Origin of the sequence: Rufibacter aurantiacus (assembly GCF_017916345.1) — a bacterium.
Classification (GTDB): Bacteria; Bacteroidota; Bacteroidia; order Cytophagales; family Hymenobacteraceae; genus Nibribacter; species Nibribacter roseolus.
The window spans coordinates 232,986-245,981 of sequence record NZ_JAFMSV010000003.1 but is presented as its reverse complement, the minus strand read 5'-3'; the positions used below and the strand labels follow the sequence as shown (position 1 = coordinate 245,981).

At 54.6% G+C, this 12,996-nt stretch carries 7 protein-coding genes; 5 read left to right on the top strand and 2 right to left on the bottom strand.

Annotation, left to right across the window (positions count from 1 at the left end):
• Positions 1-500: 500 nt before the first annotated feature.
• From J3P34_RS11535 to J3P34_RS11515, 5 genes are all read left to right on the top strand, one after another.
• Positions 501-2,591, top strand: a complete 2,091-nt coding sequence (locus tag J3P34_RS11535) for a DUF4331 family protein (RefSeq protein WP_210488846.1) — start codon at positions 501-503, stop codon at positions 2,589-2,591.
• Positions 2,592-2,664: 73 nt separating this feature from the next.
• A complete protein-coding gene (locus J3P34_RS11530; RefSeq protein ID WP_210488845.1) occupies positions 2,665-4,008 on the top strand; it encodes a tetratricopeptide repeat protein in 1,344 nt (447 codons plus the stop codon).
• 10 nt (positions 4,009-4,018) lie between these two features.
• A complete protein-coding gene (locus tag J3P34_RS11525; RefSeq protein WP_210488844.1) occupies positions 4,019-6,292 on the top strand; it encodes a TonB-dependent receptor in 2,274 nt (757 codons plus the stop codon).
• Positions 6,293-6,551: 259 nt separating this feature from the next.
• Positions 6,552-6,779: a hypothetical protein gene (locus J3P34_RS11520; protein WP_210488843.1), complete on the top strand. Its 228-nt coding sequence runs from the start codon at positions 6,552-6,554 to the stop codon at positions 6,777-6,779.
• Between the two features lie 238 nt (positions 6,780-7,017).
• Complete coding sequence (locus J3P34_RS11515; RefSeq protein ID WP_210488842.1) at positions 7,018-7,869, top strand: SDR family oxidoreductase; 852 nt, start codon at positions 7,018-7,020, stop codon at positions 7,867-7,869.
• Positions 7,870-7,964: 95 nt separating this feature from the next.
• On the opposite strand, the gene J3P34_RS11510 is transcribed toward J3P34_RS11515, so the two are convergent.
• Entirely contained in the window at positions 7,965-8,501 is a 537-nt protein-coding gene (locus J3P34_RS11510; protein WP_210488841.1) for a DUF2911 domain-containing protein, read from the bottom strand.
• Positions 8,502-8,593: 92 nt separating this feature from the next.
• Positions 8,594-12,826 carry a malto-oligosyltrehalose synthase gene (gene treY / locus J3P34_RS11505; RefSeq protein ID WP_210488840.1) on the bottom strand — a complete coding sequence of 1,411 codons (4,233 nt, stop codon included), beginning with the start codon at positions 12,824-12,826 and terminating at the stop codon, positions 8,594-8,596.
• Between the last annotated feature and the right edge of the window lie 170 nt (positions 12,827-12,996).

Genomic DNA, 12,996 nt, shown 5'->3' with positions numbered 1-12,996 from the left:
TTACAGGTAGAAGTTTAGTCAGAAAATTTTAGGTGAAAAGAAGCGGCTTTCATGACATGGTTGGGCTGGTTTACTTTAAGGGTGCAAATTAAGGCCAATAGAATAAGTCAATTTTCCTACGGTGTCTTCCTGCCGATTCATTGTCATTACACCAAGCTGAGTTTACTATAAAACCGCCTGCTTTTTATCTCCCACCATAAACCATCTTAATTGTAGGGAATACAGTTTTGGCGATGGCGCATGCACCACACCTTTCTTTTGTTACAGTTTTGTTCAACTTTAACATAATATCACTCCAATATAAATTTTTGGGATAAACCCACCCTGGAATTTATCCTGATGGTATTTATTTCCTGGCACAACATCATTATTCCTGAAACATAAAATTATATTAATTATAATTTTTGTTATTAAAATCCAATACTACACAGCTGTCGTAGATTTTAGAGTATAGCTTACTGAGTAGTAGGCGATTACCCATCACCTAACATATAAAGCTTATGAAAATCTTTACCGGATTCACACCAAAGATTTTGGTAACTGTCCTGGCTATTGCCGGGCTGTTTATCATCGGGGTGAACAGCAACTACTTGGAATCCTCCAGCCACCGGGAGGCGCCCATCATTGCGAACGACCCCCTCGCCGACAATACCGACGTGTATGCTTTCCGGAGCCCCACCAACCCGGAGAACATGGTGATCATCGCCAACTTCATTCCTTTCCAACTGCCCCACGGCGGACCCAACTACTATAACTTCGGGGAGGATATCGCCTATGACATCCACATAAAAAACAACGCCAGAACAACCAGAGACGACATTATCTACCGGTTTGAGTTCAAGAAAACGAACGAAGACCCAACCACCTTTTTTAAGATAAGACTGGGTAAGGAAAACCAGAAAGCCACCTATACGGTCAAGAAAAGCCTTGACGGCGGTTCCACCTGGGAAACCGTGCTGGGCATGGGAAAAGTGGCACCCTACAACGTGGGGCCTCGCTCTATTGAAGGCGCCGTGGGGCTCAACTCCAATTATGACGCCCTCATGAGAGCCTCCATCATGAAATTGTCTGACGACTCAAAAGTTTTCTGCGGCCCCATTGACGATCCTTTCTTTGTAGACCCGGGTGGGATATTTGACCTGGGAAACATCCGGGCGCAGGCGGCCCCAGACGGTCTGGCCAAACTGAACGTGCACACCATCGCAATGGAGATCCCCTCTTACCGGTTGTCTGACTACAAAAGAAGCGTGAACCGGGCCTTCAACATCCTGGACCAAAGGTTCGTGATTGGGGTGTGGGCCTCGGCCAGCCGCAGACAAATGACGGTAAGAAACACCAACGGCACCGTGACCAGCTCCGGCGATTACGTGCAGGTTTCCCGCCTAGGTATGCCGCTGACAAACGAGGTGATCATCCCTATAGGGCGGAAAGACGAGTGGAACGCCACGCCGGCCACCATGGAGAACGGCAAGTATGATGAGTACTTCGTGAACCCAGAGCTGGCCCTGTACATGGATGACTCTAAATTCGGGGGCGCGGTGCCGGGGCTGGCCCCGCTCAGAATCCAGACGAACTCCCTTGGTTCTTTTGACTTCCGGAACGGAAAACCTGGTCTCTATCCTTTGCTGGGCAACCCGGCCACCAAAGGCACCGCCCTGGACACCAAGCTCTACGGCAACTACCTTTTAAGACCCAACGCTCCCCGCTCCGTGGATTTGCTGCCTATCTTCATGACCGGCGTACCAAACCTGGCACCTTACCAATTAGCCACCGGCAAAGGAGGCAATCCGCTGGCTAAAGGCAAACCGTTCATCAACAACTTCCTGCCCACGTTTGGCGATATGCTGCGGGTGAACATGGCCGTGCCCGCCACGCCGCGTAACTCACCGGACTTCAGCAGTCTGGGCTTGGTGCAAGCCGCCGCGCTGGGCCTCACCGATCCCCGGTTCAATACTAACACTAACCTTGAATTCATCCCCAACATGGACGGTTTCCCCAACGGGCGCCGGCTGGAGGATGACGTGACCCGCATTGAGTTGCAGGCCGTGAGTGGGATAGTGTTGGCTGCCATTGGTTTGTGGTATGATGATTACGTACCCGGAGGCAACCCGCTTACTCCTAACCTGCTGAGCGTATACAACTTCACCACCGGCGTTGAGAAAAACGACAAGCCGTTCCAGGCCATGTTCCCGTACGTGGCTAAACCTTGGGATGGCTTCTCAGACGGCCATATCGCCATTAACTGCGACCTGAACGGAAACCCCATGCCTGGTTCCCTGAACACCCAGAATCTGGGCAGCCTGAACCTGGGGGCACCGGAAATCCTGCTGCAAAAGGTAGAGAACTTCCCTAACCCCGCCCGTGATGTGACCACGTTCCGCTACAAAATAGGGCAACCCGGCACTGTGAGTCTCCAGATTTACAATGAGTCTGGCGTGCTGGTGGCATCACCCATGAGAAACGAGCAGAAGGCTGTGGGTATCCATGAAACCGTGGTAGACCTGAAAGGCCTGAAAAACGGGCTGTACTTCGCCCGCATCCAAACCGGCGAGAACACCTTCCAGACCGTTAAGTTCATCGTGAATAAGTAATCTGTAGGTCAAAGACCGGTGCCTGGTGCACCGGTCTTTATTTCCGTTTTCTCATCGTTTTACCTAAATCGGCATGAAAAAAGTCTACCTTTTTACCGCAATACTGGCAACCGTCTTTGTAGTGGCCTTCGGCTATACCCATTGGAACAGGAATAAGCCGGAGCCAGCCATTCCGCAGCTCAAGGAACGGCACGGGCCTATCTCCACCTCCAGCGAATGGCTGAACACTAAAGCTGCCATTAATGGTCTGCAGCGCAAGTTGCGCGAGAAACCCAATGACTACCGCAGCAAACTGCTTTTGGCCCTGGCTTATATGCAGGAGGCCCGCGTCACCGGAGACCACCCCTACTACTTTCCGGCCGCGCTGGAACTGGTAGATGATATCCTGGACGCGGAACCCGCCGACCAGGTATTGATCTACGAGACCACCGTGGCCAAAGCCTCTATCCAGCTCTCGCTCCACCAGTTTGAGAAAGCCCTGGAAACCGGCAAAGCGGCCGTGGCCATGAACCCGCGGGGAGCAGCGGTGTACGGGGTGCTCTGTGACGCCAACGTGGAATTGGGTAACTACGAAGAAGCCATCCGGATGGCCGACCAGATGACTTCCCTTCGCCCAGACCTTAAATCCTACTCCCGCATTTCATACCTCAGGGAAATCCATGGGGACCTGCCCGGCGCCATAGAAGCCATGCAAGCCGCCGTAAAAGCCGGATTTCCGGGCCTGGAGCAAACCGCCTGGAGCCAGGTGACCCTGGGCAGCCTGTATGAGAAAACCGGCGACCTGGTTCAAGCCGAGTACTACTACCAACGCGCCCTGGCTGAATACAACCAGTATGCTTTCGCATTGGGAGGATTAGGCCGAATCGCGGTAAAAAGAGGCCAGAAACAGGAAGCCCTGAAATTATTTACCCAAGCCGCCAACACCCTGCCGGAGTTCTCCTTCCAGGAAGAATTGGTGCGACTTTACCAAAACCAGGGCGAAAACGCCAGAGCCAAGGCAACGCTCAAAGAATTGCTGGAGGGTATGGAAGAAGACCAGGAAGCCGGACACAACGTGGACCTGGAGCTGGCCAACATCTACCTGGAATTGCAGAAAGACTACCCCAGAGCGCTGAAGTATGCCTTGAAAGAATATGAACGGCGGCCTAATAACATAGACGTAAACAAGACCCTGGCCAACATCTACTACCACCAACAGAACTACGCCAAAGCCGCAGCACATATCCAGAAAGCCACCCGCACCCAGAGCCAGAACGCTGATCTGCTTTGCCTCCATGGCCTGATTGATTACCGACTGGGCAAACTGGCAGCCGGACAGAACCTAATCAAAAAATCCTTTACTATTAACCCGTACCAAACTTCGGCCCTTAGCTTTGAAGGCAAAAGTCTCTTAGGTTCTTCTATCTCCAAATTATAAGAACCATCTTATGAAAAAGCTTTGGTTGCTCCTGCTGCTTTGTATGCGCCTGGTAGAGGCGGCATATGGTCATGAGGTTTCCATCAAGGGGGTGGTTTACAGCAAAGGCACCAACACGCCCCTGGAGGGCGCTGTGGTTTCCATTCCCCTGCTGGAAAAGATTTCCATAACTGACCGATTTGGAAAATATGCCTTTCACAACCTCAAAGAGGGCCAGTATGAGTTGCGGGTTTCTTACCTGGGTTTTCTGCAGGAGGTGAAAACCGTGTCGGTGAGCAGGGGCATTCCGGTTACATTGACCTCGCATCTGGAGACCAGCAACCTGGAACTGCAGGAAGTCTCCGTGACGGCCAGACGCGAAAACCCGCTGCACCTGATCAGCGCGGTAGATGCACAGTTGCGGCCTACCCAGAACGCCCAGGAGATGCTGCGCATGATTCCGGGATTGGTAATTGCCCAGCACGCGGGCGGCGGCAAGGCCGAACAGATTTTCCTGCGTGGCTTTGACATAGACCACGGCACCGACATCAGCTTAACTGCCGACGGTGTTCCCGTGAACATGGTCTCGCACGCGCACGGCCAGGGGTATTCTGATCTGCACTTCCTCATTCCTGAGACCATTGAAACCGTGGATTTCGGGAAAGGACCTTACAACGCGGAACGGGGAAACTTTGCCACGGCCGGCTACGCCGATTTTAAGACAAGGACTGCACTGGACAAAAACCTGCTTAAACTGGAAGCAGGCCGGTTTGATACTTACCGGGCAGTAGGCATGGTGAATCTTCTGGGCCAAAACGCCCGCAGCAGGCAACAGAACGCCTACCTGGCAACGGAATACCTGTTCAGTAACGGCTATTTTGAATCGCCGCAGGGGTTGAACCGTTTCAATGCGCTGGGTCGCTACCAGGGCCTTTTCGGGAACAACATGCTGTTACAGGCCTCCTTAGCGGCGTTCCGGAGCAACTGGGATGCCTCGGGCCAGATTCCCGAAAGAGCCGTAGCCGATGGCAGCATCAGCCGGTTTGGGGCCATTAATGACACTGAGGGCGGCTACACCTCGCGCTACAGCGCCAACGTCAGTCTGGACAAAACTTTTGGAAACGGGGCCATTTTCCGGAACCAGGCCTATGTGGTAAATTATGGCTTTGAGCTGTACTCCAACTTCACCTTTTTCCTGAACGATCCCGAGAACGGCGACCAGATCCGCCAGAAGGAAAACCGCCAGATCTACGGCTACCGGGGCAGCTATGAGCAGAACCAGCCGTTTCTGGGTTTGCCGCTGCGCCACAAAATAGGCATCGGGTTCCGGTATGATGACATCCATGATTCGGAGCTGTCGCGCACCAAAAACCGGAGCACCACTTTAACGCAGGTGCAGCTAGGCAACATAGACGAGCTGAACGCCTTTGCCTACCTGGACGAAACCTGGGAGCTGTCCTCCCGCTTCACCGTGAACGCCGCCCTGCGCGCCGACCGCCTGTTCTTCACCTACCACGATGCCCTGGCCGGGGAAGGTGCCCCATCTCGCCAGAGAAATGCACAGACGCGCCTGAGCCCCAAACTGAATTTTTCTTACGCCCTATCGCCCGTGCTGCAGGTATACCTGAACTCCGGACTGGGCTACCACTCCAATGACACGCGCGTCTCGGCGGAGACCAGCGGCCGGGAAGCTTTGCCCGCAGCGCGGGGCTCTGATTTGGGCTTTACTTTTAAACCCGGCAACCGCTGGCTAGTAAATACGGCCGCATGGTTCCTGGACCTGGACCAGGAACTGGTGTACGTGGGCGATGAAGGCGTGGTGGAACCCTCGGGCAAATCGCGCCGGGTGGGGATTGACGTATCGGTGCGGGGGCAGTTGTCTAACTCGCTGTACCTGGATACCGATGTGAACTTTGCCCGGCCCCGCGCCCGTGAAGAAGAAAGAGGCCAGAACTACATTCCGTTGGCACCTACCTTCACCAGCACCGGTGGCCTGAGTTACCAGGGCGGCAAAGGCCTGCGGGGAAGCCTGCGGTACCGGTTCCTGGCAGACCGTGCCGCCAATGAAGACTACAGCTTAACCGCCGAGGGGTACTTTCTGGTGGATGCCGTGGTGAGCTATACCCACAAAAACCTGGAGTTTAAACTCAGCGGCGAAAACCTGCTCAACAGCAACTGGAAAGAAGCCCAGTTTGAAACCGAGTCCAGGTTAGTCCATGAGGTAGACCCTGTTTCAGAAATCCATTTCACCCCCGGCACGCCTTTCTTCGTCAAACTGGGAGTGGCGTACACCTTCGGTCTATAGTCTATACCTCCTTTACGTTTGGGAGCCAATTTTACGAAAATGGCTTCCAAACGCTATTTCCTGGTTTCAGGTCAACGCCTCTCTCCTTCTGCCACTCAATCCAATGTAAACTCTGAAACTGCTGATGGCCGGGCTTTGGAAGAAGGATCATCCTTAATCAAGCCTATCTCTTTGGATGAAGCCTAATCCTAACTACTGGCTTTCTCTGCCGTAGAAAGAGAATCCATTCAGGAAAACACATCTTAAACTGACTTGAACCATGGAACAGGAAAATAAAAATAACCAGGACCCCAATCCAACCCAAGGAAAGAAAAGCGAGGCAGATCCGCATGCCTCCTACGAACCAGACTCAGAGGAACTGAGAAACAGCGCCTCTTCGTCTACCTACGATGCGGGTTCATCGGGCAACACCGGCCATGAGGGATTCCTCTCCCGCCAGGACGAGGACGATCTGAAAAGCCGCACCAACGAGCCTGAGAACAGATAAGCCGCTGTAGTAGATGGCTACTCTTTAAAGTACCTAATTGACCCTGGAGCAGCCCATGCCCCAGCGGTGAATTAGGTACTTTCTTTTTAGGACCCCTTTGTTTGGGTATATCCGCTTTCCTGGGTGAAACCAGTAAAGGTGAGTAGTTCGTCCGTAAAAACTCTACCTTACCGCGGAAAAGAAATTGTTTTCAGCCTCAAAATCTCAAAACGATCCTAAAACACTAAAGAACCACAGCATGAACATAGGAATCTCTGCCGCTACCGGCCATTTGGGCCGCATTGTGGTAAGCAAACTCAAAGCGAAAGGAACAGAGCATAATATTGTGGCGCTGGTACGCAATCCGGAGAAAGCGTCCGACCTGGGCGTAGAAACCCGGGAAGCCGATTACAGCAAATCAGAAACCCTGGAGGCCGCTCTGCCCGGCATTGACACGCTGCTGCTCATCTCGTCCAGCGAGATAGGCCAACGCGCTACCCAGCACCAGAACGTGATTTCCGCGGCTAAAAAGGCGGGCGTAAAACACATTGTGTACACCAGCCTGCTGCACGCCGATACTTCCTCGCTGAGTCTGGCCGAGGAGCACCTGGCCACCGAGGCTGCCCTGAAGGACTCGGGTATTCCGTACACGCTGCTGCGCAACGGCTGGTACACTGAAAATTACACCGGCTCTATTGGTGGAGCCCTGGCCGGTGGCGCGTTCATTGGCAGTGCCGGCGAAGGCAGAATCTCGGGCGCTACCCGCGAAGACTACGCCGAAGCCGCCGTGGCCGTATTAACCTCCAGCGGGCACGAAGGCAAGGTCTACGAACTGGCCGGCGATGAAGCCTTCACCTTACAGGACCTGGCCGCCGAGATCTCCCGCCAGACCGGTAAAGACATTCCCTACAAAAACCTGCCGGAAGCCGATTACGCTGCGACGCTCTCCAGTTTTGGCGTACCCGAAGTTTTCGCCCACGCCATTGCTGGCTGGGATGTGTCTGCTTCTTCCGGCGACTTGTTCGATGACAGCCACCAACTCTCCGGTTTAATCGGGCGGCCTACCACTCCCCTTTCCAAGGCGGTATCGCAGGCCCTGCAGGGAGCTTAACCTGTTTCAGGCTTCTTTTCCTGGGAATTGCCCTAAAACAGAAAAGCCTGCCCTAACTAATTAGGGCAGGCTTTTCTGTGTAAGTTGGCAGCTGTTTACTTGATAGCTACCGGCACCTCCAGGTTCTCCCACAGCAGCGAGAAACCTTTGTTGTTAATGGCGTACTTCAGGCTTTCATTCATCTGGGCAGCTTTCTTTGGCTTCACATTCACGGTAAGCACGTTGTTAGCCGGATCAAAGTTGGCTCCCTCGCGGTTGGTGCCCCACTGACCGGTCTGCGAGTTGAAGATGATTTGCCATTGTGCCTCACCAGGCACCATGAACACGCTGTACTTGCCCGCCTTCAGGGTTTTGCCCTCCACGGTAATGTCTTTGTCGGTGGTGAAGGTAGTGGCCTCGTTGGCTCCCGCTCTCCAGGCCTTGCCATACGGCACCAGACCACCCCAAATGGTACGGCCTTTCACCGATGGGCTGCTGTAGGCAATGGTAATGTTAGCGGCCCCTACTTTTCCTGTTGCCGTTTGCGCCGGGCTGGCTTTTGGCTTAGGAGCATCCTGAGCAAACGCCGAGGTGGTCAAGGTAAGCAGAAAAAGGACTGCTACGAGTAAGATGTTGTTTTTTGGAGTGTTCATACGAAGTTCAAATTTGTTTATAGTGTTAAATATATAAAAAGCCATGGAAGCATCGCTCCCATGGCTTTACTTTTTAAGTACTAATCTAAAGCTTAATCCCGGTTATACAACTTGGTCCATTCCCGCAGCTGATCCTCGGTTTGCTTGTTGATCTGACCGGGCATTAAACGCCAGCCCCAGTTGCCCTCGCCTTTGCCGGGGGTGTTCATGCGGCCTAGTTCGTCAATGCCCAGAACGTCTTGCAGTGGCAGAATGGCGGTTTTGGCTACCGAGGCGTAGGCTAGGCGGGCGAAAACCCACCAGATGTCATCTTCGCTCAGTTCCCGGCCTACGTAGTGCTCAATCTGCTGGTGGTACTCCTTGCCTTCGTTGCGGTACCAGCCCAGGGTGGTGTTGTTATCGTGGGTACCGGTGTAGGCAATAAAGTTACGGGCGTAATTGTGCGGCATATAGGCGTTCTGCGGCATCTCGTCGCCCCACGCAAACTGCAGGATCTTCATGCCCGGTAGGTTGAAATCATCGCGCAGTTTCAGCACCAGGTCGTTTATCTCGCCCAGGTCCTCGGCAATGAACGGCAGGCTGCCCAGCTCCTTCTGCACAAAGGTGAAGAAGTCAGCGCCCGGGCCCAGTTTCCACTCACCCTGCTTGGCCGTGGTTTCGCCGGCGGGTACTTCCCAGAAATCGGCGAAGGCCCGGAAGTGATCCAGCCGCACCAGGTCAAACAGCTCCATGTTCTTGCGCAAACGCCCGATCCACCAGGCGTAGTCCTGCTCTTTGAGCACCTCCCACTTAAACACCGGCATGCCCCAAAGCTGCCCATCCTCTGAGAAATCATCGGGTGGCACGCCCGCCACACCCGTCATTTGGCCTTCCTCGTCAATGGCGAAGATCTCGCGGTTACCCCACACGTCTACGCTGTCATAGCTGATGTAGAACGGCATGTCCCCAAACATCTGGATGCCGCGGTTGTTGCAGTAGGTGCGCAGGCGTTTCCACTGTTTGTTGAAGATGAACTGCACCCACTTGATCTTGTCTACCGCATCGGCGTGGTCCTTGGCCAGTTTCTCCAGCGCGGCAGGGTCGCGTTGCTTGTATTCCTCGGCCCACTGGAACCAGGCACTGCCGCCGTTCTGCTCTTTCAGGAGCACGTACAGCGCGAAGTCATGGAGCCAGCTGGCCTCTGTGCCGCAATAGTCGATGAACTGCTGCTGCAGCGTAGGGAAATCGCCGGACTTGAACGACTGCCAGGCCTGCTCCAGCAGCTCGTCTTTCACGCGCTGGGCCTGCACATAGTCCACATTGCCCGTTTGCGGCAGGTGGTGTTGGCTCAGGTCTGCCTCGTTCAGCAAGCCTTCCTTGGCCAGCAGTACTGGACTGATGAGCAACGGATTGCCCGCCCGGCTGGAGATGGAGCTGTACGGCGAGTAGCCTTGCCCCGCCTCAATGGGGTTGAGCGGCAACAGCTGCCAGTACTTCTGGTTGCTGGCCTGCAGGAAATCAGCGAATTTACGCGCCTCCGGTCCCATGTCGCCAATCCCAAAGGCCGAGGGCAGCGACGTGATGTGCAACAGAATACCCGCGCCGCGCTCGTTCTGCGCCTGCAGTTTGAGCAAGGCCAACGGGAAGATCCCGAACAGATCGGCCACGCTCAGTTCATGCGCGTAGTTGCCGTTGTTTTTGATGAAGGTGTCCTGCCAGTCTTTGGGCGCGTCTTCCGGAATGATAACCTTGGTATCTTTCCAGTCAATGTCCTGCAGGATTTCTACGCCTTGTTTTTTGGCAAGCGCCGCCAGGTGCAACGGCACCGCCACCACGTACCAGGTACGCAGGTGCTGCCGCGCGAAGGCCAGCACGTGGTCTTTGTGTTCGCCCTCTACGGCCAGCGGTAGGTATTTGCCCTTGGCGAAAAGGTCGGCGTTGTTCTTGCGCTCAGTGAAGAGCGTACGGGTGAGCCACAGCTTGATGCGGGCGTCATAGCGGTTCTCCCAAAGGTCTTCCCAAAGGGCTTCCAAACGGCGTAGATCGGTGCTGTCCAGGTCTTCGAGCCAGGCCTGGCGCTTATCGTAATCTACCGGGCGGCGGTTGTCTGGGTCTACCAGACTGAAGTCCCACAACTCGGTGCCCTGGTACACATCCGGGATGCCCGGCGCGGTGAACTTGAGCAGCACCTGGCTCAGGGAATTGACAATGCCAAAGTCGGTGGTTTTAGTTCTGAATTTCTCAAAACTGGCCCAAAACGGACGGCTCTTGTCCAGCAGCTTCACGGCGAAGGCCTTGGTTGCGGCTTCGTATTCCTCGTTAGGGGTGGTCCAGTTGGAGTTGACCTTGGCTTCGCGCAGCGCTTTCTGCAGATACTCTTGCACGCGGGTCTCAAAGTCATCTTCGTCCTGGCCCGGCATGGGGTACGCGCCCAGCAAGGTCTGGTAGATGAGGTATTCATCGTTTACCGTAGGGGCATCGTTCTGCTTCAGGTCGGCGTTGAGTTCACGCCACTCCTGCACGGCGGTAGTCCAATCCTCGGCCAGTTCGGTGAGCACGTTCAGGCGCGCCCGCACGTCTTCGCCGCGCTTGGTGTCATGGGTAGAGGTTCCGTTCATAGACAGCGGCCAGTTAGCCTGGCGGTCCTGCATGATCTGGTGGAACTCCTCTGGGCTGGTGCCGAAGGATTCCGGCGAATCTCCCACCTCATTGTGTCCGATGAAGCGGTTGTAGGTATACATGATGGTGTCTTCCACCCCCTTGGCCATGAGCGGACCACTGAACTGCATCAAGCGCTGGTAGAATTTCTGCGCCCGTTCCAGGTACGTATCATCTTCGCCTTCCGGGGCAGTGCCCAACAGAGCCCTTTCCAGCAGCTCCACAGCCCCTACCATTTCCGGCTTACTTTCCCTGATTCGGTTGAAAATCAGCTGCACGGCCTCGGCTTCTTCGCCGTCCAGTGGCATCTGGTTTCCATAGTAGCGGTACACTGGGCACTGAATCAGGAACTCGCCGATGGCGCTTTTAAGGGTTTCCGGCTCCACGCTGCTCAACACCTCTTCGTCTACCAGGCGCTGCTCCAGGAAGTACCTATACAGATTCTCGCGCTCGCCGCGCATGTTCTCGTTCAGGATGTAGGCTTTCTTCTCATGGATCTGCTCCTGCACCTCGGCCCCCTCGCCTACCAATTGGTGGTACAGCTGGTCAAAGGCTTCCTGGCCGGGTTTGTAGGTAAACAGGTTGTTCACGAACGACAGGAAATCATAGCCGGTGTTCCCCTGGATAGGCCACTGCTTGGGCATGGGCTCCCCGGGCTCCAAGATCTTCTCTACCGCAATGTAGGTTTCCTCACCGGCCAGTTCGCGCAGCTGCTGCAGGTACCCGGTGGGGTCATACAGGCCGTCTACGTGGTCAATGCGCAGGCCCTGGAACACGCCTTCGTCCTGCAGTTGCTTGATGTACTGGTGATAGGTGGTGAATACGTCGGGGTCCTGGATGTTGAGGCAGATGAGCCCGTTCACCGTGAAGAACCGCCGGAAGTTGATCTGGTAATCGGTTTCCTGCCAGTGGCAGAGCTGGTACACCTGCTCTTCGGCCAGCTGCTGCACGCGCTCCGGTTTCTCATTAATGGCCTGCAGACTTGCCTCTACCGATGCCTGCACCACGTCGTTCTTCATCAGAGACACCAATTGCTGGCGGAACTCCTCCCACTTCAAAGCCAGGCTAACCGGCTCTTCGGTCTGGTGGATCTGTTCCAGTTTGTCCAGGAGTTGCGAGATGGCCTGGTTGGGCTCGCCTTCTCCGCGCAGGATGGTCTCATAGGATTTCAGGTTCAGCGGATAGGCGCTGTCATAGTATTTGAGCACCAGCCGCTGCTGCGTCTCGTCAAAGGCTACCTTCAGCTCACCGTTCTGGATCACCTCCTCCAGCTTGCCGCCCAGGAACGGCACCATCACGCGCCCGTTGTACACTGAGCTGGTCCAGCCGATGTCAAAGAATTTATGGTACTGGCTTAGCGGGCCTTTCTCCAGCACATCCATGAGCCAGGGATTGTTGGGATGATAAGCCATGTGGTTGGGTACAATGTCCTGCAGCCAGCTCACCCCTTGCTCTTTCAGTGCCCCGGCCAGCGTCTTCAGCTCTTCCTCGGTCCCAATCTCGGGGTTGATGCGGTGCGGGTTCACCCCATCATACCCGTGGGTACTGCCCGGAGTAGCCTCAAAAATGGGCGAAGCATAGATGGTGCTTACCCCCAGTTTCTGCAGATATGGTATAATGCGCTCAAAGTCCTGAAAGGTAAACTCCTTATGAAACTGCAAGCGATACGTCGCGACAGGGTTATGCATAGTTTTATGTTGTTTGTAGAGGTGCTATAGGAATGGGTTTGTTAGTTGTTTCCTCCTGCTTCTCTTATATCAATAAGTGAAGCGTACAAGTTGTGTATTAGGCCGTGTCTACGGAAAACCGGCAGAAAACGTGGTACTATAAAGGTGTTTATTTACTCTTTCAGAAACTC

Excerpts from the sequence above, each read along its gene's own strand:
- J3P34_RS11535 (WP_210488846.1), top strand. The coding sequence starts at position 501 with ATGAAAATCTTTACCGGATTCACACCAAAGATTTTGGTAACTGTCCTG.
- J3P34_RS11510 (WP_210488841.1), bottom strand. The coding sequence starts at position 8,501 with ATGAACACTCCAAAAAACAACATCTTACTCGTAGCAGTCCTTTTTCTG.
- treY (WP_210488840.1), bottom strand. The coding sequence starts at position 12,826 with ATGCATAACCCTGTCGCGACGTATCGCTTGCAGTTTCATAAGGAGTTT.
- J3P34_RS11525 (WP_210488844.1), top strand. The coding sequence starts at position 4,019 with ATGAAAAAGCTTTGGTTGCTCCTGCTGCTTTGTATGCGCCTGGTAGAG.
- J3P34_RS11520 (WP_210488843.1), top strand. The coding sequence starts at position 6,552 with ATGGAACAGGAAAATAAAAATAACCAGGACCCCAATCCAACCCAAGGA.
- J3P34_RS11515 (WP_210488842.1), top strand. The coding sequence starts at position 7,018 with ATGAACATAGGAATCTCTGCCGCTACCGGCCATTTGGGCCGCATTGTG.
- J3P34_RS11530 (WP_210488845.1), top strand. The coding sequence starts at position 2,665 with ATGAAAAAAGTCTACCTTTTTACCGCAATACTGGCAACCGTCTTTGTA.